Source organism: Legionella pneumophila subsp. fraseri (assembly GCF_000586315.1).
GTDB lineage: Bacteria > Pseudomonadota > Gammaproteobacteria > Legionellales > Legionellaceae > Legionella > Legionella pneumophila_B.
In genome coordinates, this window is record NZ_KK074228.1 from 169,169 (window position 1) to 191,774 (window position 22,606).

Below are 22,606 nucleotides of genomic sequence, written 5' to 3' on the forward strand. Positions count from 1 at the left end.
GTAATTTTCATGACTCTGTAAACCTATCTTGGAATGATTTCTCTAATTAACGCTTAATTTTAAAGTAAAACAATTGGAAATGTCAATATTATTATGTCCGAAATTATTTTTGTCTCTAATTATCTTCTTGCTTCTTTGTGCTGTTATTGCTCCCATGGTGGTTTAGGAATCGTTGAAAGCGGCGTATGCTTTTGTTGATTCTCTGCCTCAGAAGAAGTAGATAAATCAGGTGGTGAATAATGAGGAGCATCTGATTTTGTTTTTTGTATTTGCTCTTTATAGTGGTGCGTGACTGCCTTTGTCTGATAAGCTTTTTCTCTTAATTCGGGCTTTAGAATTTGGGGATTCATCCCGTGGAAATCCGTTCCATCTAACTCACCCACGTTACGAGCAAAACCATAGCTGGGGAAAAAATAATTAAGTGCAGGTGCTAACGTTTTAGGTAGGACATGTTCAGCAAGAATATGTCCATTGTGTGAATTAGCACAATAAACTGTAGTTGAAATGCAGCGTCTCGATTCAGGGTTTATTTGTGCACCAAATCCTGCCCTCCATTCATTCATATCCCCTGTATGATAAGCTCCTATGACTTCTCCTTGATCATTTTTTACAAGTCCTATGCCCAATCCCCAGGTTACTTGTTCCCTATCAATATCTTTCACCGTTACCTCTTCAACGAGCTTATCCTCTGACTGGGGAAAATAGTCTTTTTTCATCGAATAGATTGGCTCAACAGATCTGAATGCATAATTCAATTTGTCATCGTTGATCCAGGAAGTTATAAATTTTGCATAGTCTGACGCTGTTGTCTTTAAACTATTTGCAGCTACAGGCTCAGGTCCATAGGTGGTGTGGGGCATGTTCAAAGCATGGGGCCCAAATACGTTGGCCCAAGCTAAAGTTTCCAAATCGGTATCAGTAGCAGTCTTAATTACTTCCTGCAAGCAATCAATGCCAGGCCCAGAATAAGCATAATGTGTACCCGGCTCGAACTGAAATGAAAACGGTTCTTTAGCCACAATATGCAAGCCAGTTCTATGAGATAGAACCATTTCAGCATTTAACTTTTTTGCCCATTCTCGATGCTCAGGAATAAATTTTTTAAGAAAAGGATTTTCATCATCAGGTAATGTCTTTCCATTTCCATCTCGAAACACTTCATACAAAGGAGTTTTTAAATTAAATTCGCTGTTAAATTTATTAAATTTTCCAAAACCAGGTATGGCTTCATCGGCTTTATTAGTTTCTATGAGTTTTAGAACCAGATAAGCAAACACAGGTTTACTGAGTGAGGCAGCGCCAAACACTGTTTCTGCATCAACAGGATTTGAAGGAGTTTCTTTACCGCCTTGAGTCTTCCCGATTGACATAGTCGAAAGATCCTCATCACCATATGATGCAATAGCCACTCCTGGAATTTTCGCTGATGTCATTAATTGTTGAGTTGATTCTCGAGTTACCCCATTCATTTCATCGACTTCAGTAGCCTTAAGCTGGGCACCTAATCTAGGATGTGCCTGTGGCAACAGTACAGCAAGCCCGGTTGCCCAAGGCTCTGCAGCATGTCCTCCATTATGAAGTCTACATCCAATATGTAACTCTTTGGCTAATAACATAGTTGCTTGGGTCAAAGGTTCATCACCTAGTCCACGATCACCTGTTTCATGAGTTCCAGCCTGTAGTTTAATATTGACGTCACCTTTCGGCACTTCTCGCTTGGAAAGCTCGTCATAACCAGTCTTTAGCATGTGCAATAAATATTGCTGCTCTTCTTTATTTGCCAAAGGAGCACGCCAAGTTCGATCATCCTCATACTGCACGGGAGCATCTACCGCTTCACCATTTAATCGCGAAGATGATGGTCCCCACCAAATAGCTGGAGATTGAGCTATCACTTGCCCATAAATATCGGGATGCATTTTAGCAGTGTACAGAGCTTGAAGACCACCCATACTTTGTCCACATAGCCCTATTTTTTGAGGATCACTTGTAACTGGGATACCTGCTTGTCTTAGCGCGCCTGGAATTTTAGCAAGCATCTCATCGGTTTGTGGATCACAACCATATTCTTTAAGCCTTGGCATCGATACCCAATTCCCTTTTTCCATTGTAGGTTGTGTAGGTGACACAAACACTGCAATGACAGGCTCCATTTTTCCTTCAGAAATTAAATTATCTAAGATGTCTTTTGTACCCATGCTATTTCCAAAAGCATCCTGCCGTAAGTGCATGTCGCCATCTAGCATCACTTGAATATTGTACCTTTTAGGTTCTGAAGACTGATATCCTGCTGGAAAATAGACTTCAACTAACTGCTCCCCAGGTTTTAATTGATAGTGCTCATCCACTGGCTCACTTAAAATGCCCTCTGGATTAAGCACACGTTTTTGTATGCTGCCTTTGTTTTCCTGGGACAAATCAGGATTTTCATACACAGAAGTAACAATTTTCCCATTTGATAAGGAAATTTTGTTGATAATATTCGGTTTTTGAGTCAATTCTCCAGGCTTCACATCTGGATGCATAAAAAAATCGCTACTTTCATTTGGAGCCATAGATCTTTTTGCAGTCCATTGACCATTTTCCTCTTTGGTCATGGAAAGCATATGACCTTTTCCAGATGCATCACGATAGCCTAATAACATTTCTTTTGGGGTTGGAGTCTCAAGATTTGGCGTATAAATAAATGTTGCTGTAAGCTCAGATAAAGTATTCTCCATAACTACTTCAACTATCCCTGCGCTTTCACCGGCTACAGCTAATTTAATAGATTTTGACATCTTAATTTTTACTCAGTAAATCTATATTATAGTTTAGACAAATATGAATATTCTTACCTAGCGCATTAAATTTACACATTATTTTCAGTTGACTTTCATAGGTCGTACGTCAACTGCAATAATTACCTTGGTATGCAGACACCAATGTCATTATTTATCTCGAAAACGAGATAAACTGCATGAGAACGCAGTAACGTTAAGGAGAAAGCAGTCTCCTGTCCCAATTTTTTTTTATAAAACAATATTCTACCACGTCGGACAATTCGTCGGTTCTATAAGTATAAAAAACCATGCGTGCAGGAATAACCCTAAAACCACAATAGTATTCGCTCATGGGTAATGATTTATCTTGAAATTGGCCAATCAAAGTTTTTCTTTTATCTTCAAGCAATTGTTTATTGGGTATCACTTGCGATGAAGTAGGTGCGTAACTATGAAATCTGATTTGTGCACAGGTTGGATAAGTATCCCAGTACCTTTTACTCTCGCTTTGGGATAACGCCTTGATAGTACCATCTATCATGACTTCTCTTTCAAATAACTCAAACCAAAAAGTGAGCGATACCATAGGATTGTTGGTTATCTCGACAACTTTTCTGGTTCCTCTTTGAGTAAAAAATAATAAGCCTTGATCGTTGATTTCACGAATGGCAATAACACGTCCATGGGGAATAGCATCTTTGCCAGTTGTAGATAATATAGCGTGCTGGGGATTGGGTGCTCCTTTTTCCAGTTCTTCAGAAATCCATGATGTTAATAGGGTAATGGGATTTTTCATAGCTATAACCTAAACATCTATCGCAAATATTTTCTGATTTCAGTAACAACACCAATCAGCTGTGCTTCATTGGCTTGCTTGATACTTACCGTGGCCCATAATTCGCTATTTGGCAATAGTTGGAATAAACAATCATCTGCTTCACCATATTTGCGTAGTATTGTTAGTTTTTTTTGTGTCAGATAAACCAAGACAAATTGACCTGGATTGGGTTGCAATTGAGTATCAATAATCACCATGTCACCCGGATTAAGTTCAGGTTGCATACTGCCATCCTCCACTACTGCTGCAAATAGTTCTGCGCTTTTAATGGAAGGATTAAAAACATCCACAACGACCGTTTTTTCAAACGCAAATGTGTCTTGTTGCCCTAAAATTTCTCTAGCATGCGGGGCCTCTTTCATGCTCAATATAGGAATATGTCGGAGGCTATTTTCAGAACTCTGGATAAGCTCCCCTTGTGGATTATCGGTTAAGCACAACAAATAGGATGCCGACACACTTAACTGATCTGCAAGCAATTTGGCTTCTAATGGTCCAGGGCTTCGCGTTCCTTGTTCCCAATTACTAATTCTTGCTGGTGAAAGCTGCACCGTTCTTGCTGCTAATTCCTTAATGGTAATACCCAGCTCTTTGCGGGATTTGGTAATGCGATTACCTATTTGTTCTCTGATATCCATTGTGATCCTTCAAAAAAATAATACATACCCATTGACTAAAACACGATTTGTTTTATATTATGAATAAATTAAAACGTTTTGTGTTTAGTAAAATAGTAATACTTAGCATATTTAATCATAAATTTATTTAAAAATCACATCATGTTTTATTTTAACTATTTTATTCATTGATAAAAAGGTCAGGACATGGAATTTATTATTATCACCCATAGGGAACTTTCTGCACTAAGCGGATTACCTTACCTACAACAATTGACTTACCTTCACGGCATTAAACCCTACGTAGATTACAAAACAGGATTAGTAGGTATTCGTCGAGGTATTAGTTATCAGTCAATGAGTGAAGCACTTTATATTGAGCCTCACTCGGGCATTAAAAGCGGCAGTCCCAGTAAAGATCAATTGCGTCGTGCATTAAAAGGACTTGAGAAAGCAGGATTAATTGAAATCCAATCATGGGAGAGAAAGCTGGTTTTACGTTGCTTATTATTAGATAGGCATGAATCTGTTCAAAACAAACCCGCCATAAAAACGCTTGAGCATACCGCCAGTAATACACCAGAAAGAAATCTAATGGATTCAACGAAATCCAATATAAACACATCAGAACAGGACACATTCCAAAAGCCAGAACCCACCACTCCTCAAGATAATAATAATTATTTTTTTATTTCTTTATCTCAAGCCTTTGAAGAGTTCTGGGATCTGTATCCACTGAAAAAAGAAAAAGAAAATGCTTTTGAGATGTTTAAAAAACTAAAACCCTCTCATGCCTTAGTCCAGGAAATCATGGCTCGCTTAACAGAACAAATTCAATTTGACCTGCAGAAACGCTCAGAAGGTGTTTGGATGCCTGCCTGGAAATACCCAGCGAACTGGTTAGCACAACGATGCTGGGAAACAACATCAACGATTATTAAAGCCAAGGAGTATGACTATGCAATCCATGAAACAAATCGTGCACACCAATCATCTGACCACCTTGCCAGGATTACAAAATCAAGTGAAAGTACGAGCTTCAGCGACACAGAGTTCCAAAAACTCTGGAAAATGCACTGAGCAAGTCAACAAACTTTTTTTGAAGTTTTCAACCTTTTATGGACACATCTGGCGTAGTCAATTCAAAAATGAATATTACTCAGATTTTGCGCGCAAAGAATGGTCGAAAGCTCTGCAGGAATTTGATGAAAAGCTGATTGAACAAGCCATTGATGAGTGTCTAAAAAACCGTGAAATGCCGCCAGCATTAGCGCAATTTATTGAGTGTTGTAAGCAGCTCTCAGCCAGGAAAAAACAGTTTTTTCAGAGAGAAGTCTACAAACCCTGTGACCCTAGCGTTGCCCACTCTCACCTACAAAAAATAAAAAAACTCTTAAACATGAAATAACAATAATCAATCGGAGAAAAACTATGTTGGTACTAACAAGACGCAAGGGTGAGCAAATATTAATTGATAAAGGACAAATCCAAATTCAAGTCATCTATCAGCGAAGAGGCGTGGTTGCTTTGGGCATTAAAGCACCACCTCATATTGATGTTGATCGAGAAGAAATTTTCTTAAGAAAACAAGCGAATCCCGAAAAAACAGATGACAAGGAGAAAAAATGAGATCAACGATTCAGCTGTCCCTTATTTGCATATTGAGTGTGGCAGCATTTTACTCTTTTGCTGCCAATGTAACACAAGTTAATCGCTACGCTACTGTTGCCAATAAACCATTGGCAGCACAAATCAACCCTTTACTAGCAGTTCAACAAGTCCATTTTCCTCAAGAAATTCAAAGCATAGGTCAAGCCATTGCATGGTGGTTGCGTTTTTCAGGTTTTATCTTGGTATCCAAAGAAAAACAACCTGAAAGCCTGCAAGCAGTCATGCGCCAACCGTTACCTCAAATTGACAGAAATCTTGGGCCTCTAACCGTTAAAGACGGACTCGAAATACTTGTTGGTCAACAATCTTTTCTCCTAGTTGAAGATCCACTGCTACGGCAAGTGAATTTCAAATTAAAACCTGGCATCAAAACAGAGAGTAAATCATGATTAATCGCACAACCACCTTAAAATACCTATTAGTAGCGAGCTTAGGTCTGACTTTAGCTTGCAGTATTGTTGGCATTAAATACTATTCAACGAATAAACCCACAGACTCAGAGGTCATTGCCAATCGCCTTGATACCATTCAGGCTCAGTTGGGGGCATTACATCAGGAAGTAAAAAAACCGGCTGAGGCAGTGAATTTAACCACAATCAATCAGGACTTCAATAAACTGGCTTCATTGATTGAACAACTCAAAAGTAAAGATGAAACTACCCTCAATCACCTGGTTAGTGAAAATCGCGCAGAATTAGTGCAAAAACTTGATTCGCTGCATGAAATAGTTACCGCTCTTGATGATAAACGTCACCCCATCAAATATCTGCCTGTTACTTCCTTACCGTTTAAAGTCATCAGCATAGACAGCATCCAGCAGATCAGTGTTGCCACAGTGGCCTACAACTTTAAAACCATACCCCTGGAAAAAAGCGACAAACTGGCTGACTGGATAGTGTTAAGCATTGATTTTGGTCTACAACGCATGGAATTGGAAAACAGCAATAAAGAACATGTTGTTGTAAAAATGGATGTAGTGCAAGGAGACTCTGATGTTTAAGTATTCAGTCTTTCTGCTTCCCTTGTTAGTCTGTGAAATAGTACATGCCGAACTGAATATTCCCGGGCTAAACCAACAACCCCTGAATCACCTTGCTATTCAGGATCAAACGCTGGAAAAAACTGGATTAGCGGTTAATGAAGATGATCTGACCTCCGAACAAGACATCAATAAACTCACGCTTACCGAAGCACAACTTCATGAAGCGAAAGTTTGGGGATTAACAATTGATGAAGAAAAACGCTATGTCTTGCTCATGCAAAACAAAAGCAAATTCTATTATGAAGGGTTAAGACAAACACCGATTGATATTTTAGGTCTTAATGCCAGAAATGAAGTGGAGCGTGATCACTTTGCAGAACTGGCAGCCAGGCAGGAAGCCCAGAAGGTATCGAAAAACATTGCCTGGAACAATGCCTTTTACAAAACCTACAACAGACTGTTTACCAATGTACCTGTGATAGGTGACTTTGATCCTTCACCCTATTCACCTTATGCCCATAAACCGGTGCAATTAAGTCAAGGCGATACGCTTTACTTCTTCATCAAAGAAAAAGACGCAGTAAAAACCATTCTAATGATGCTCTTTGATGCCATAGAGCAAACACCAGATACCCGATTGCATTTGATGTTATTGAATATGGATGATGCAACAATCCAAATCTGGGCTAACCAGCATCAAATTCCGCAACATCTTGTAAACAACAGCCGTATCAGCTTGAACCATGGCGAGCTAAATTATCAGACACTCAAAGTAAACAAAAAGCTGCTGCCTCTACTGCTACTATCCAAAAATGGTCATTCCAGCATCGTTGATTTGGGGAGATTCTAATATGCGAAAAACCGCCATAATCTTTGGGCTGTTGATGATTACTTCTTGCTATGCCTGGCAAATCATCAACATGGAACAGTACATCAAAGAGAGTGAAGCACAATTAACCGAAGACTCATTAAAGCTGCAAGAAAAACTGGACGCAAGAATGCCTGTATCCAGTAAAGCTACGGTTGGCAAAGTTGAGCGACGAAAACTAACACTCGTTAATTTTTCAAACCCTGTATTCATCATTGGAGATGATGCTGTTTCACGTCAATGGTTGCAGGAAAATATAAAAAAATTGGAGAAAGCTCAGGCTCTGGGATTTGTCGCCAATATCAACAACAGCGAACAATTGCAATCGCTACAACGTTTGACCAAAGCATCTTTATTACCTGCCAATGTGGATGACTTGATGGATATTTTTCAAGAGAGTCATTATCCGCTTGCTTTTTATGAGGGGGAATTATGGCAATAAAGACGGGAACTCCCAAACCATCCAAAAGAGTAGTCATGAGTCTCATGTTACTTGTCCTGCTTGGTTGGTTAATTCTTATGGGGTGGGTATCCAGTCTTTGGTGTTTCTCAGGATTTGATCAGGCATTACATGCTGTCATGACCCTTTCGCAAAAACAAACACAAGTTATCACAGAGTTTAATGGTATGAAAATCGCCAACAAAGTGAAGTCCTGGTTTGGCAACATGCCCACACAAGGACTGACCGATAAGGCAGTTCAAACCAATTCCTTAATTAAAAACGGCCTGAATGAGGTGCTTCCTGACGAAAAAAATGAATTAAATGATATAGCGGAAGACTTTATTTACATAGCCAAACAAGTTTGGTTACTTATGGGATTAACAACTCAGGTCATATTCATCAAGTTCGTTATTCTTGTCTCGGCTATCCCTTTATTTTTGCTGGCGACTACCGCAGGGCTTGTTGATGGGCTGAATCAACGCGCCATACGCACAGCATCTCTGGGCCGTGAATCATCCTACGTATTCCATCAGCTAAACCGCTACTTCAAACGTGGTCTTTTGCTGTTATTGAGCTTATGGCTTGCTTTGCCAGTAAGCATAACCCCCGCTTTTGTTTTTGTGCCGGTGAGCCTGTTGTTAAGCATTATGGTTTCCGTCACCGCAAGCCGCTTCAAAAAATATTTGTAAGGAGGAAACATGAAACGATTATTGTTAGTACTAATATTAAGCCTACCTCTAGCCACCTATGCACAAGAAGACGCACTTAACCAGACCTTGGTCAGGGTTATTAATCAAATTAATGCCATTATGCCATTGCTGGATGAAGCACAGATCGAAATCGAACCTAATACCCGTATTCAATTGCATATCGAGAATTTTGAAGGTTCTGACGGTAAAACCCACGCAGGGCTTCGTACAGACCTGTTGACTATTCGCAATGCGCTGATTGATTACATCAATAAACCCGCCATTGAGCCTAAAACCATTAAGCCTCTAGCGCTTGATTTTGTTGGAAAGTAATCATGAGCAAAGTGGATATTGCTAAAACTTTTGCAGCAAGTTTCAAGCAGGCAGCAGGCGACACTGCTGCAAGTGCCTATTCAGGTTGTATCCGGTTTGTAGCCATCATGCTGGTCATTATCGGACTAATTTGGTGCATCAATCAATTTATGGGCAATACGGAAAAAGAACAGGAAGGGTTTCTCATTCTGCTCGGGTCGCGCCTAATCCGTATCGTGCTGGGGTTTTGTTTATTCATTCTTATTTTAATCGTTAAGGGGAGTTGAGATGAAAAAGTCGGTTGCAAGCATGAAATTTTGGGGTCAACGAATGGGTCTGGGGCTGATTACTTTAAATTATGCGCCCGCACTTTTTGCGGATAACTGGTTTCCTAAAATATCAAACGCAGATGATATCAGTGATGGTAATAAAAGCATGATGACCGTAACCAGTAACTATGTCCGACAAGGTTTAGGTTTGTTGCTTTTTATCGCAGCAGTCATGAGCTTTATCAAATTCATTACCACCATTCAGCATGGGATTGAAGAATCAAAGAAAAATGATGGCTCAATGGTAGCCTTTGGTACTTTTGCTGTCATGGGAATTACTTATCTTGCCATCAGTATTGTAGCGGGCTACGTCGGTTACAGCATGATCACCAAATTCAAGATTTAGGAAGCGTTATGAATCAACCATCCTCACGCCATCTGTCTCATGATTATGAGGCCTATAAAGGGCTAAGCCTGAGAGAACTATTCTGGATAGTACTTGTTACAACACCGATCATTAGTGTTTTTTTCTCTTTGGCCGGTCTTTTTATTGGATATCCACTGGCTTGTGGTTGTGTTGGTTTCATCGCGGGTTTTATTGTATCCATTACCCTCTGCCCCAAACATGCAGCATCTATCAAGGCAGGAAAACCCCATGGTTATATGATGAAAAAGACCATGCTGCTGTTAGCGCGCTGGGGATTAAGGCGCTCTCCCTATCTTCACCATATTGGTGTCTGGCAAAAATCCAAACTCGTGAGGTAAACCCATGTTTCATTATTGGAAAAAAGTAGACAGTTTAAATCATATCAATCGCTTGTTACTTGCCTTTGTTACAGTCCTCATTCTGATTGTGGTAGGCCTGATTATAACGCTTACCAACATGCCCAAACGCTTTGAGTTTTGGTTAACTCCTGCAATGAGTGCCAATGGTGGTTTAATCAAGGAAAACCAAATTTCCAGAGAATACGTGCAAGGTTTTGTTGCAACCCTTTTGCCTACGTTGAACACCTGGTCAAATGGAGGAAAAACGGAGTTTGCCAATAATCTTTCAGGATTTCATTATTATTTCACGCCACGTCATCAGGCATTAATGGATAAAACATTAAACGCCTACAAAGATGCCCAGCTTTTTAATCGGGTACAAGTAGCAAGTCTGTATCGCTTTATGGAAGACGATGATGTGAAACCTCTTGGTAATAACACATGGGAAGTCCATATGGTTTTACGCATTACTCAAAGACTCAAAGACGACAGCCCCATGGTCATTGCGGACAAGGTGGTGGACTACCATGTGCGTGTAGTCAAGATAAGTCTGTCGCGTCTTCAAAATCCTTTTCAATTGGCTCTGGATGGTTACACCCAGCCAGAAATTCTGGTTAAAGATTTATTGGCAACTGATTCAGGAGGTACACAACATGAAAACAGGTAAATGGTTACTGACCTTGCTTGCTTTAGCAAACAGTATGCACGCATTGGCCCTTAATGCAGAACACGTCTTGTGGGATAAAACACCCATTCCGCTTGAATTGCCTTTAAATGAAGAACGACTGGTGCATTTTCCACAAGCAGTAAGCATTATAGACAATGAAGCTGCCGACAAAATTGCCGTCTTGAAGGTTCAAGATACTTTGTACCTGAAAAGCAAAGAGATTTTTCAAAACAAACGACTTTTAGTGCAGTTAATGCCTCAGGGTGAGGTCATTATTTTAAATTTAAGCGTTAATGATAAAACACATAACGTTAAGCCGGTCGATATTCTATTGGAATCTAAAGAAGACGCCGCTAATACCACGCAACAAGCAAGCAACCCTCTGGATTTGAATGCCGTAACGCTCACCCGTTTTGCCATTCAATCATTATATGCACCACAAAGATTATTAGTTATCCCTGAAGGTGTAGGTCGTGTTCCCATGCAGACCCGAAAACAGGTAAGTCTTTTTTATGGGGCAAGTATTGAGGCAAGACCTCTCATTTCATGGCATGGCGATGCTTTTTATGTGACTGCGGTGGAATTAAAAAATCTTCTTAACAAGGAAGTCATTGTTGATCCCCGTCAAATGACTGGCAATTGGCAAACGGCAACCTTTTATCCAACCAATACGTTGGCACCTCGTGGCAAAGAAGATACCACCACCGTATTCCTGGTATCAGACAGACCTTTTGGCACTGCATTAGCCTCCAGTCGGGAGTATGTGCGATGAAAAAGAACACTGGACTTAAGGTATTAACCGGCGCTGTGATTACAGTAGTCGCACTCATTATGATGAACAGCAATCATCATGAGAGCGAATCCTCAAAGCAAGATAATGATCCGAATAACTTAAATGAAGCCATTGCGAGTCAGTTTAATGACAACATTCGGGATGTCGCAGCAAGACTACAAGAAACAGAAAAGAAACTGGCAAGCCTTGAATCGGAGAACAAACAATTAAAACTCCAAGGCTCTGATATTCAAGCCTCATATAATCCTGAGGTCATCAAAGAAATTGAAACACTGAAAGCAGAATTGGCCAATTTTAAGAATAATCAGGATAACCAACAGGAACATCAATCTTACGCCGTCAATGGAGAAAATAATCTACCCAAAGAACAAAACATTAAAGATATCGATTTGTTATTAATGAAACATGAAAATAATCCTAACGAACTGGCTTATTGGGAACGCATCAGGAAAAAACACCATGAATTGACCCAAAAAGCCAAAACGGCACAGCCCAAAAATGAAGATAAAAAAAGTATTCCCTATTACACCATTCCAGCCGGTTCTGATCTAGGGCGAACTACTTTGCTATCTGCGCTGATTGGAGAAGTACCGGTTGAGGGAAAGTTAATGCAACCATTGTTCTCTTTTTCAGCCATCATTAACCGCGGTGATTTGATGTCAGCCAATGGCATCCCCTTACCAACCAATATTTCCGGCATGAAAGTGAATGGTTATGCCATAGGAGTAGGTTCTTTCCTTGATAACATCAGTTGTGTCCGTGCCTATGTGACTTCTGCCTTGTTTGTGTTTGATGATGGACATTTTGTCACCGTAGGTAAAGAGCAAATGACGGGAACTGCCGAGATGGTCAATAATGAAAGTTTGGGCTATCTCACCACCGCTTTTGGTAATCCCTGCATCAAAGGTCAATATTTTACCAATGCCCCTAGAGTATTAACGGCGCTCATGGCTTCAGATGGTATTAAAGGTTTTGGTAATGCACTATCTCAATGGCAAATGACCTATACCGCCAATGCCAATGGTGCGACCGGTACACCAACTGGATCTATGGGTAATTATGCCTTGGGCGGTGCCTTGTCTCAGGGAACAGTTAAAGCTGCTGATTGGCTCGAAAAACGGATTCAGGGCAGCTTCGATATGGTTTTTGTTCCTGCTTCCATCGGATACAGACCAACACAACTTTCATTTCATGTCACACAAACCATCAAACTAGATAAAGAAACCAATGGGAGGGTATTGGATCATGGTCATTTACAACAAACTGCACACGATTTTAGTCTTAGGTAGTGCATTTATATTAAGCTCTTGTGCCTCAAACTCGATTAGCTCCACAGCTATCCCCGAAGGTGGGTTAACTGTAAGCCAGCTCTATCAGCAAAGCTTGGGAGAACCTATGCCTGGCTGGTCTGTGCGTAAAAAGCAGGCTAAACCGGTAAGCTATGCTGGCTATACAAGAGAGGCATCCAATGAAATTCAAAACTTGTTCAAGCCTCTGGATAATCCACAAGTTCCCATTTACGTGTTTCCGCATGTAGCACTTATTGGTGATGAACAGTTGTTAAAGCCAGGCTACACCACCGGATTTTTCCTTTATAAGCAAAACCAGTTTGCGCTGGCTTCGGAGCGTTATTAAGGGGAGCGCAATGAAACAACTATTGAATCAAATAAGCGACTGGCTAGTAGGCAAGCAAAACCATACAGCACTTACAGAGCAAAGCATTAAAAAAAGGTTTGAAAACTATAATCCTTCATTTTCTGACAAACTTTCCGTTGTTGATTTCAATGACGAACTCAATTTCTTTTTACTCAACGATGGTATCAGTATTGGTTCGGGTTTTGAGTTGGCCAGCATTCCGGCAGAGGCAGCCTCACCAGAACATCTGCACGCTGTTTTTAACAAAATCAGAGACACGTTTGCAACGGTTGTACCCTTACATAAGGAAGATCCTTGGATTATGCAAATGTATGTGAATGATGAGTACAGTTTAAAACCGGTACTTCATCATATCAAACAGAGCATCGCTCCAGAAATTGTCGAAACACAGTTTACCCGTGATTATTTGTCACGGCTTGATGATCTGTTTTCCAAGATGACCAGACCCGATGGTTTGTTTGTTGATCCCAAAACAGATGCACCGTACCGTGGCAGACGAAGACGAGTACGGGTTTTGTTTTACCGTTTATATCAACAAGCACAAATAACGTGTGAAGAAGCGCTTTCCGAACATCAAGAAGTCATGGCACAGATTGAAAGCAAATTAAAATCGCCTGGGCTTCAACTGAAAAAACTAACCGGTAAAGATTACTACCAATGGTGGGTGCGCTGGTTTAACTCAAATCCTGAAGAAATCCTGGCTCGTTTTCCTTACCCAAAAGACAACAAGCCTGCTGGATACAGCTTAAGTCAGAACATTTTGTTCCATGAACCCCAAAGTGATGAGCAAGGCTTTATCTTCGATGGTATTCATCAACGCATCCTGTATGTTGATGGCTTAAAAGAAGCCCCTGAAATCGGTCTTCTTTCCCGTGAAAAACCACAGGCCAATCCTAAACACCGATACGCATTGCTGGATAAGTTACCAGAAGGGGCAACCTACACCATTCAGGTTACTTTTGGCAGTGATGAAGCATTGGATTCCCATTTGATTCGTCTGGAAAAAGGAATTGTTGGTACCAGTATCAAGCCGCAGCAAGTCAGAGAGGATATCAAAACAGCGCGTGATGAACTGTCTATGGGAAATCGCCTGTTTTGGGTAAATCAGGCCATATTCTACCGCGCTCAAACAAAGGAAGAAGCAATACACATTGAAAAAGAACTCAAGGAATTATTTATTGAAGCCAAAATGCCCTTGATTCCTTCCTGTTATGACCTTCACCCAATGAACAGTTATTTGAATGCCTTGCCGTTTAATTTTATCCCTCATTACGCCCGTCAATATTTGCGTTTTGATCGACTGATGTATGCCTCAGAATTGGCAGCACTACTACCCGTTTATGGTCGTAATCAGGGTGCAAGGCACTTGCCCTGTTTTACCTTTTTTAACCGTTTGGGTGAACCAGTGCTGTTTGATGTCTTACATCACGATTTTATCAGCCAAAACTCTCACATGGCACTATTTGCCAACTCAGGTGGTGGGAAATCAGTTGCCACGGGGTGGATGATTAATTCTCTTATGGCCACCAAAAATGCGCGCATCATTCTTTTTGAAATGGGTAATTCTTTTGACCGCATGCTCATTCATGCCAAGGCACATGGCAAAAATACCAAACAGTTATTACTCAGCAATAAAAAAGGTGAAGCGGTTCCGTTAAACCCATTTTGTGAGGCTTACAAAGCGATTTCTGAAATCACTGATAATCTGGATGTAGAACAAGCGGCTTTAATTGCGCAAAAGATAGTGGATTTAAAAGAAAATTTGGCACAGCCTGCTAATCCTGAAGAGCTTGCTTGTGATGATAGCTCTCGTTCTTATCTCGCGGAACTTGCTTTGGCTTTGCGTACTATGATTACTGAAGCGAATGAATTAGAGGAAAAAAAATTTACCCTGGCTGATGAAACGCTTTTAATCGAGGTCTTGAGTGATGCCATTTTAACTTCATTCAAGAATGACATACTGCAAATGCTGACTGAGCATGTCGTAGCTGCTTTTAAACGGCGTATGGAGAAAGAAACGGTTGTCCGCAAGAAAGACCGAATTCTTGATATGCACGACCGCTTAAACAGCTATGTGATTAACAGCGCCAAATCACGCTTTTTTAATGTACCTACAGAACCATTAGGTGATTTTGATATCTTCCATATTGATATTTCAGCAATTAAAGATGATACCGGAAAGTTGGCTTTGGTTATGGTATCTCTATTGCCTAGAATCCTAGCTATGGCAGAGGCAACCCAAAACGATAACAGACCTACCTTTCTCTTTATTGACGAATCGCATCTGCAATTTCAAATTCCATCAGTCGTCACCAGTTGTCTTCTGGTGGCTAAAGTCGCAAGAAAACTCGGATTGTGGCTCGTCGCAATTACACAAAACGTCACCGACATGAATTCAGAAAAAGCCACCAAGATTTTATCTCTGGTTGAAACCTGGATTTTATTAGGCTTGGATGAAAAGGAAATTAGTGACGTGAAACAATTTAAACAGTTAACCCCGCAACAGGAAGCCTTAATCAGGGATATTGACTCACAAAAAGGCTTATATGCGGAAGCTGTCTTGTTAGGTTCACGTTATCAGGGATTATTTCGTGTCATTCCACCTCGTTATCTGCTTGCACTTCTTATGAATGAAAAATCAGAAAAAGCAAAGCGTTATGCCCTGGAGAAAGACCATGATGTCCTTAAAGCTGCCGAACTTATTGCAGAACAACTCGAAAACAAAAAGCAAAGCCAAGGCAATGATGCTTGTTTCTATGATGATTAGCACAAATCTTCATGCAACAGAGAGTATAAAGCCGCCTCATCCCATCAGCAGTTTTGGCATTGCAACCAAAGTATTGAGCAAACTCTTTACCAACAGCCACTATAAAGTTATAGGCTCTTGTACCTGGGCGGTAGGTAAATTACCACCTAAGCTGGTAGCCGTTCCCGCGGTGGAGCAATTCTTGCCGGATCTGATTGTCACTGTGGCCAATCGTCCTGAAACCAATCCATGGATTGAAGCGAAAGCTCTTTACGAAAATCCCACAAGCCAAGCCTTGTATCAGAAAACCTATAAATTAGCGACTGGTTCTGAGCTTGGTTTTGGTGATGATGCGGGGCAAACGGGTGCCATGCACATCAATGAAGAACGCACGCGAGTTGTAGATGTCATTGGCAGCCCTGCAGGACTGTATCGCTTTCCTTATCTATCACATAAATCTGAAACGCGTTTTGGCTATCCTTATTATTTAAGTGAGGCTGATGCCGTATCAGACCGTACAGAGTTGGCTGAAATTGTCTATATAGCAACTCATCCCCATTTGCTGTTTAACCATGACATAGGTAGCACTACCCAGGTATGGGGGCATGAAATCCCCAGACTGATGCGTGTGACTCATCCTTCACGCTTTAGAGCATCCATGGTTGCAGCGCTTCATGCAGCAGACATTGTTACCAACAAAAACAGCCTTCATATCACCCAAAGTACCAGCAATGCCTGTGGTGCTAATTGCGTGGTATCCAATGTGGTATTTGATGCACATAACAAGAATATCATCTGGCAGGAAGTATATCCCAGAAATCGTAACATCAATTTCAATGATACCAGTGATATGGGGATAAACGATGAAAAGGCTGGAAATGGTAATTATGTTTTTGCGATCTGGCGTAAGTACCGAGGCTGTATCCAGCATGAAGGAAAACTTGTCCGTGCGCTTTCATTCCCCAAAGTAGGTCAACCCCAAAAACGATAGGAGCTAACGATGCAAAAACTATCCTTTTCTTTACTTGCGCTACTGCTGCCGCAAACACTATTGGCAAGCTCGTTCATGCCCAATGAATCGGATTATTACTATAAGTTGGGTGGTTCATCCAACTTGTATGTACCACCTGTAAATAATGACCAAACCATTACCATAGGCGGTAATGTGGATGGACGGCTTGGATTTACATGTAACGGATTTAATCCGGTGGTATCCATTACCAATACCTTTCAAGATATGAAGTCATCAGCCATGAATATCCCTGGCGGGATTATTGATAACCTCAAGGGTTCGGTTGCTGGTTTTCCACTTTATAAGCTGCAACAATCCATGCCAGCCCTTTATAACGTACTGCAAAATACCGCATCGTATGCACAAAATGAATTTAGCGTCAAAGTCAAAGATTGTCAGGACGTTAAAAAGACGCTGGAAGAAGGCCAATCACCTATGGAAAGTATGTTGTCTGTCTCTGACAGTCAGGGGTGGCTTGAAGCGGCTAAACGTGCAAAAACTGAAAATGTAGATGTGACCTCCACTGCTAAAAGCATAGCCAAAAAAAGGGATGAGTACGGGCTACCCTGGATAGGTAGAGAAAGTGGTAATGCTGGCGGCAAATACCAACGCCCCATCAAAGTCATTAATGATGTGGTGATTGCGGGTTATAACATTTTACTGAACCGCAAACCACTCAATAACGATAAGAAACCGGACAGTAAAACGCCCATGACCCAAACCTGGCCAACGCCTGTGGATGCCAGCAATTGGGCGGTCAAGGTCTTGGGTGATATTCATGTGAGTTCTGCAGATGATGTGGACAAAACCAAACACGATGCCAAGGCAGGCATTGGCCTATCTGCACTCCTGCAAAGTTGCGACACTTCTAATACCTGTACATCCAACGTATCCAAGGCCTTATGGAATCTGGTAGACAGGCAATGGCCACTAACTGAAGAAAAACTCAAAATGGTCAGTGCCTCCAATTTGATGATTACTGATGAAATCATTATCACCATTCAGCGCATGCCGCGTGAGGAACAAATTCTGACAGTTTCCAAACTGGCAGAAGAAATTGCCGTACAAAACATGCTGGACAAAGCATTGATGATGCGTCGCATTTTACAAGCAGGATTGCAGGTACAAGAAGTACAAAACTTAAAACCCGCTTTAGACATGGTGAAATTTGCCTTAAAAAAACTCGATGATGACATTCATTCTCTTGCTTTTGAAAATGAAGTACGTAAAAAAATGATGACCGAAACCTTAGGCCTGCTTATGGATATACGGGGTAATGACATTGCCAAAGGCTTGCCTGGTGATGACCATGAACAATCACAGGTTAAAAATGGCGCGGTCTACGTTAAACCCGATTCCAAAGGACAATAAGATGATTGTATTTAGCCCTTTATCACTTTACACAACGTATTTAGGTTGGCAACAGTACGAGGTTATTTTCAATGCCCTGTGGCAAACAGGGTTGTTATACCTTGGTTTTTTAATAGTGGGGTATCGTTTCTTAAAAAATGTGTTGGCACCTTCTGGTGCCACGCATCACGCAGCAGAGCATGCCTTGAACCACTTTCTGTATGAACTGGCCGTCACCTTTTTGATTTGCGGGATTTTTATTTACCCCTGTGTGCCATTGGAAGAAAAGGCCATAAGCTTTAAACCCATGTGTGGAATTAAAAAAGGAAGTGACCCCAAAACATCGACATTGAAAGATACAGGAACAACGTATGATGAAGCCTTTGCTGATGTATTAACGCCTCACGTGAAAATGCCTATAGGTTTTGCCATTTTGCAAAACTACATGTCCGGTATTACTTATGGTCTGATGAAAATTACCGGTTGTACTGACAGTTTGCAAGCTATTGAAGGTGATTTAATTTCTACTTATTTACCTTCTGATGTACGCGAACAGGCGTTGAATTTTCACAGGCAGTGCTTTCTTGAGGCCAGAAGCCAATACCATAATGTGCCTCATGACAAAGCAAAGGTTAATGAAATTTTAAAGAAGTATGGTGGTGAGGAAGATTTGAAATGGGTTGGCTCCAAAGTTTATCAAACACTCTATTACGATAAAATTTATGCCAGACAGCCTGTACCAGGTTTTACTTTCAACGAAGCCCCCAACAAGAATCTGGAAAAAGCAGCGGAACGTGGCGACATTGATGCCAAACATTTACCAGAGCAAGGTTATCCCAACTGCAATCAGTGGTGGAAAAAACTAAAAACAGATTTGGTACAGGTAGCCAACAACGCCAGTGTTTTTGACAGTCACCTTAACTACTATGCTGTGCTGGAACGAGTACGCTCTTTTAAAAACAATCATCCTAAATCCTGGGGTTCACAGCTTAGTTCAGAAGACTATATAGCCAAGATGCTGCTTAATGACAGTCGTGATATGCAGGCTAATAGTGTTAAAAATCTGATGGATAATACCAATGGTGCTTTTGGAGGTGCTATTTCTCATGGACTGGTTAATATCGGGCAATGGACTAAATCATGGACATCAACGCCTTTAAAGCGTGAAGCCATCATGCAAACACTCCCAGTCATGCAGGCTTTTTTGTACTTTTTCCTGATTATTCTAACTCCTGTGATTTTGGCTCTAAGTGGTTATAACCCTAAAGCACTGGGCAGTTTATGCGGGTTATTCATCATGGCGATTTTTCTGCAATACTTGTGGCATCTGGTAGGCTTTGTAGAACGAAGCGTGCTAGATCCCTTAGGACAAAATGATGCGATTTCAGCCATGAGAAATATGGCCGTATTGTTTTATTTTATTGCGCCCATGCTGCTCTTGAAACTGTCCAGTCATTTTGGTGGTGAAGCTGGGGCTGGATTAGCCAGCTTAGTCTATGATGCCGGTCAGCACAGTAATAAGGTAGCAAACTCAGGAGCGGAGACGTTAAAACAGGGAGCAAAAATAGCAAGTATGGGGAAAGTACGATGAATATCCCAGTACTAATCCCCATGGATATGTTCAGCAAGCTCTGTTCCGCTAATTACTCCATCTTCGTAAAGCTGCTGAGCTTTCCCTGCAGTCAAACGTGGTTTTTTAGATTCATCAGAGACAAAGGCTGCAATGGCTTGCAAGGCCAAAACACTGACCTTACCAAGAATTTTCAATCCCCTAAAAACCACCGATTGTGTGGGTTTGATGTGCTTAATCATAAGGAGCTTTTCCATGTTAAATAAACGTATTCATAAATCCATTATAGGCATAAGCAAAATCCTTCTGCCAGTAGTGCTGCTTTTATTACTGACACCTCAACTCATTCGGTTTAATTTAGAGTTAAGTATGGCCAACCGTTTTTTTCAAACTCATCAAATGAGTTTTCTTATCATTCATGGCCTATTTTATCTTGCTTTATATTGGTGCTGGCCAAGGCTGATTACTGTTCTTATAAATCGTTGCAAACATGAGATTAATGAATCCCAGATCAAATTGGCCTTGCAAGCCAGATGGTATCTGTTAGCTGCTTTAGTCTTTTTTGAATTATTGATTTGGTGGAGATAGTAATGAACCAATATCCTGTTGAAAATATGCTTCGAGAGCCGACTGAAATCTATACCAGCCTAACTTGTACAGCACTTGCACTGCTTGCTGTCACAGAGCCTTGTCTATTCCTACTAACTCAAAGCATGGGTTATTACGCAGGATTAAGTCTGATGACTCTAAGTCTTGTACGAGGGTATCAAGCGTTGCGTATTAAACGCTACCACAAAAAATTAATTGCTATGCCGTATTATGCTTTATCAACCACTGAAGTTCCTGTTTCAAAAAAATGGCTGTTTCTTGGCAAAGGTTTTCGCTGGCTTCCACATCACACCCAACGACTACACCAAATTAAACAAATTAGAAACGAATCTTTTATGCAACGCGGTAACTGCTATCGTGTAGTGAGAAATTATTGCAAAAACCACGAGAAGGCTGTATTAACCAAATTCTTCAATAAACCATCGAGATTAAACCCATTTAAGCCTGATCCACCAGTAGGCGGTAGTCCTTATCTGCATGGATTAGGGGAAAAAGATACTCCAATTCACATCCCACAAGAAGTGCGAGTTGGCCACACTTTTATAGTTGGCACAACCCGCGTTGGTAAAACACGATTAGCCAGCATCCTAATCAATCAAGATATTAGAAATGGCGATGCAGTTATTGTCGTTGATCCAAAGGGTGATTTGGATTTAGTACGTGATATGTACTCTGCCTGCCATTCTAGTGGAAGACTACATGATTTTAGGATTGTGCACTTAGGTTTTCCCGAGTTGTCTGCCTTTTACAATCCACTGAAAAACTATGATCAAGTGAGTGAGGTCGCCACTCGTATTACCGATGCAATTGCTGCAGAAGGTGAAGGCAAACAATTTGCCGCTTTTGCCTGGAAGTACATCAATATCGTGGCAATTTGCCTTGAAGAAATGAAGCAACCCATCACGTACAAGACCATAGCCTTTTACATTAGCCGTCTTGATCAATTACTCATGGCCTACTCTGATGCCACATTTCCTACACATGACTCTAATTATCATGAAAAAATAGAAGAAATCATCGCTAATAATGACTGTCGTGTGGACAAATACGGCAATACACCACCACCCATGGGCCGCTCAAAGGCTGTGGTTAAATACTTACAAGAATACATCAGTAAAACCATTACTTCAGGTAACGTTGAAAGCCTTCATGATCAGGTGCTCATTGATCTGTTTGATGCAGCCATCATGGACAAAAATTATTACGATAAAATCACAGCCAGTGTCGGCCCAGTATTGTCTGAGATTAATAAAAGTAACGCATCAAGCATCTTTTCATTTCATAAAAGTACTTGTGAAATCGAATTGATGAGCGCAATTAAGAATAAACAAGTCATTTACATCGGATTAGATAGTCTGACAAATCCCAACATTGCCCAGGCTGTCGGCAAAGCCTTTTTATCTGATTTAGTATCCACTGCAGGAAAAATATATAAAGAAAGTAATGCTCATTACTGCCTCAATTTACATTGCGATGAACTCTCCGAAATTATCCAGGATTCGTTTGTCAAAATTTTAAATAAAGCAGGGGGAGCTGGTTTCCAAGTCACAGCCTATGCCCAGACCAAACAAGATATGGAAGTAGCTTTAGGATCAAAAGCTAAAGCGGAAGTAACCGAAGGAAATCTAAACACCCTCATTATGTTACGTGTCAAAAATGAGGAAACAGCTAACTTATTGGTCAAGGTCCTACCGAAAGTTGGGGTGGTCGATCATACCCAGGTTTCTATGGTCAACGACACACCCCATGGAGAGGACGGCGTTTATTTCAATACTACCAATGAAGATCGAGTACAAACCACAGCAGTACCTATGCTTGATGTCAATGACATTATCTCATTGCCCAAAGGGCAAGCCTTTGTTTTAGTGAATGGCGGAGAGCTATATAAGGTGAGAATACCTTTACCTGTGAACGATGGATTAGCCCCCAAGGATATCAAAAGTGCTATTCGCGCAATTAACCAATTGGATGATAACCTTGGAGATTAA

General features: G+C 40.9%; 25 protein-coding genes. 21 read left to right on the forward strand and 4 right to left on the reverse strand.

Features of this window, described 5'->3' with window-relative positions; translation table 11 throughout:
- Window positions 1-143: 143 nt before the first annotated feature.
- The 3 genes from CC34_RS1000000116785 to CC34_RS0115295 form a co-directional block, all read right to left on the reverse strand.
- Entirely contained in the window at window positions 144-2,780 is a 2,637-nt protein-coding gene (locus CC34_RS1000000116785; protein ID WP_050598244.1) for a serine hydrolase, read from the reverse strand.
- A gap of 196 nt (window positions 2,781-2,976) precedes the next feature.
- Window positions 2,977-3,564, reverse strand: coding sequence for a pyridoxine/pyridoxamine 5'-phosphate oxidase (locus CC34_RS0115290; RefSeq protein WP_028379690.1), 588 nt, complete (start codon window positions 3,562-3,564; stop codon window positions 2,977-2,979).
- 11 nt (window positions 3,565-3,575) lie between these two features.
- Window positions 3,576-4,238, reverse strand: a complete 663-nt coding sequence (locus CC34_RS0115295) for a helix-turn-helix domain-containing protein (RefSeq protein ID WP_028379691.1) — start codon at window positions 4,236-4,238, stop codon at window positions 3,576-3,578.
- Between the two features lie 186 nt (window positions 4,239-4,424).
- Between CC34_RS0115295 and CC34_RS0115300 the strand changes: the two genes are divergently transcribed.
- The 19 genes from CC34_RS0115300 (at window position 4,425) to CC34_RS0115395 (ending at window position 20,030) form a co-directional block, all read left to right on the forward strand.
- Window positions 4,425-5,297, forward strand: coding sequence for an LvrA C-terminal domain-related protein (locus CC34_RS0115300; RefSeq protein ID WP_028379692.1), 873 nt, complete (start codon window positions 4,425-4,427; stop codon window positions 5,295-5,297).
- A gap of 351 nt (window positions 5,298-5,648) precedes the next feature.
- Window positions 5,649-5,846 carry a carbon storage regulator gene (locus tag CC34_RS0115310; protein ID WP_028379694.1) on the forward strand — a complete coding sequence of 66 codons (198 nt, stop codon included), beginning with the start codon at window positions 5,649-5,651 and terminating at the stop codon, window positions 5,844-5,846.
- Entirely contained in the window at window positions 5,843-6,277 is a 435-nt protein-coding gene (pilL2, locus tag CC34_RS0115315) for a PFGI-1 class ICE element type IV pilus protein PilL2 (RefSeq protein ID WP_028379695.1), read from the forward strand. Before CC34_RS0115310 ends, pilL2 begins: the two co-directional genes overlap by 4 nt.
- Window positions 6,274-6,888: a hypothetical protein gene (locus CC34_RS0115320; RefSeq protein WP_028379696.1), complete on the forward strand. Its 615-nt coding sequence runs from the start codon at window positions 6,274-6,276 to the stop codon at window positions 6,886-6,888. Before pilL2 ends, CC34_RS0115320 begins: the two co-directional genes overlap by 4 nt.
- Window positions 6,881-7,720: a TIGR03759 family integrating conjugative element protein gene (locus tag CC34_RS0115325; RefSeq protein ID WP_028379697.1), complete on the forward strand. Its 840-nt coding sequence runs from the start codon at window positions 6,881-6,883 to the stop codon at window positions 7,718-7,720. The genes CC34_RS0115320 and CC34_RS0115325 overlap by 8 nt, the downstream gene beginning before the upstream one ends.
- A gap of 1 nt (window position 7,721) precedes the next feature.
- Window positions 7,722-8,180, forward strand: a complete 459-nt coding sequence (locus CC34_RS0115330) for an integrating conjugative element protein (RefSeq protein WP_028379698.1) — start codon at window positions 7,722-7,724, stop codon at window positions 8,178-8,180.
- Window positions 8,171-8,869 (forward strand): TIGR03747 family integrating conjugative element membrane protein, encoded by a 699-nt coding sequence (locus CC34_RS0115335; protein ID WP_028379699.1) that lies wholly within the window; start codon window positions 8,171-8,173, stop codon window positions 8,867-8,869. Before CC34_RS0115330 ends, CC34_RS0115335 begins: the two co-directional genes overlap by 10 nt.
- Window positions 8,870-8,878: 9 nt before the next feature.
- The gene (locus CC34_RS0115340) at window positions 8,879-9,202 is read left to right on the forward strand and encodes a hypothetical protein (protein ID WP_028379700.1); all 324 of its coding nucleotides are present in this window, start codon (window positions 8,879-8,881) and stop codon (window positions 9,200-9,202) included.
- A 2-nt stretch (window positions 9,203-9,204) separates the two neighbouring features.
- Window positions 9,205-9,468 (forward strand): hypothetical protein, encoded by a 264-nt coding sequence (locus CC34_RS0115345; protein WP_028379701.1) that lies wholly within the window; start codon window positions 9,205-9,207, stop codon window positions 9,466-9,468.
- 1 nt (window position 9,469) lies between these two features.
- Window positions 9,470-9,856 carry a hypothetical protein gene (locus CC34_RS0115350; RefSeq protein WP_181443363.1) on the forward strand — a complete coding sequence of 129 codons (387 nt, stop codon included), beginning with the start codon at window positions 9,470-9,472 and terminating at the stop codon, window positions 9,854-9,856.
- A gap of 8 nt (window positions 9,857-9,864) precedes the next feature.
- Entirely contained in the window at window positions 9,865-10,215 is a 351-nt protein-coding gene (locus tag CC34_RS0115355; protein WP_028379703.1) for a TIGR03750 family conjugal transfer protein, read from the forward strand.
- A gap of 4 nt (window positions 10,216-10,219) precedes the next feature.
- Entirely contained in the window at window positions 10,220-10,882 is a 663-nt protein-coding gene (locus CC34_RS0115360) for a DUF2895 family protein (protein ID WP_028379704.1), read from the forward strand.
- Window positions 10,869-11,654 (forward strand): TIGR03749 family integrating conjugative element protein, encoded by a 786-nt coding sequence (locus CC34_RS0115365; RefSeq protein WP_028379705.1) that lies wholly within the window; start codon window positions 10,869-10,871, stop codon window positions 11,652-11,654. The genes CC34_RS0115360 and CC34_RS0115365 overlap by 14 nt, the downstream gene beginning before the upstream one ends.
- A complete protein-coding gene (locus CC34_RS0115370) occupies window positions 11,651-12,964 on the forward strand; it encodes a TIGR03752 family integrating conjugative element protein (protein ID WP_028379706.1) in 1,314 nt (437 codons plus the stop codon). The genes CC34_RS0115365 and CC34_RS0115370 overlap by 4 nt, the downstream gene beginning before the upstream one ends.
- Window positions 12,921-13,310 (forward strand): TIGR03751 family conjugal transfer lipoprotein, encoded by a 390-nt coding sequence (locus tag CC34_RS0115375; protein WP_028379707.1) that lies wholly within the window; start codon window positions 12,921-12,923, stop codon window positions 13,308-13,310. The genes CC34_RS0115370 and CC34_RS0115375 overlap by 44 nt, the downstream gene beginning before the upstream one ends.
- Window positions 13,311-13,320: 10 nt before the next feature.
- Window positions 13,321-16,098: a conjugative transfer ATPase gene (locus tag CC34_RS0115380; RefSeq protein ID WP_032833182.1), complete on the forward strand. Its 2,778-nt coding sequence runs from the start codon at window positions 13,321-13,323 to the stop codon at window positions 16,096-16,098.
- Window positions 16,073-17,068: a TIGR03756 family integrating conjugative element protein gene (locus CC34_RS0115385; protein ID WP_028379709.1), complete on the forward strand. Its 996-nt coding sequence runs from the start codon at window positions 16,073-16,075 to the stop codon at window positions 17,066-17,068. Before CC34_RS0115380 ends, CC34_RS0115385 begins: the two co-directional genes overlap by 26 nt.
- Window positions 17,069-17,077: 9 nt before the next feature.
- Window positions 17,078-18,460, forward strand: a complete 1,383-nt coding sequence (locus CC34_RS0115390; RefSeq protein ID WP_028379710.1) for an integrating conjugative element protein — start codon at window positions 17,078-17,080, stop codon at window positions 18,458-18,460.
- 1 nt (window position 18,461) lies between these two features.
- A complete protein-coding gene (locus tag CC34_RS0115395; protein ID WP_028379711.1) occupies window positions 18,462-20,030 on the forward strand; it encodes a conjugal transfer protein TraG N-terminal domain-containing protein in 1,569 nt (522 codons plus the stop codon).
- A gap of 11 nt (window positions 20,031-20,041) precedes the next feature.
- Here CC34_RS0115395 and CC34_RS0115400 read toward each other — a convergent pair whose 3' ends face one another.
- Window positions 20,042-20,251, reverse strand: coding sequence for a hypothetical protein (locus CC34_RS0115400; protein WP_028379712.1), 210 nt, complete (start codon window positions 20,249-20,251; stop codon window positions 20,042-20,044).
- 13 nt (window positions 20,252-20,264) lie between these two features.
- Between CC34_RS0115400 and CC34_RS0115405 the strand changes: the two genes are divergently transcribed.
- Both CC34_RS0115405 and traD read left to right on the forward strand, forming a co-directional pair.
- Window positions 20,265-20,597: a hypothetical protein gene (locus tag CC34_RS0115405; RefSeq protein ID WP_028379713.1), complete on the forward strand. Its 333-nt coding sequence runs from the start codon at window positions 20,265-20,267 to the stop codon at window positions 20,595-20,597.
- A gap of 2 nt (window positions 20,598-20,599) precedes the next feature.
- Window positions 20,600-22,606, forward strand: coding sequence for a type IV conjugative transfer system coupling protein TraD (gene traD / locus CC34_RS0115410; RefSeq protein ID WP_028379714.1), 2,007 nt, complete (start codon window positions 20,600-20,602; stop codon window positions 22,604-22,606).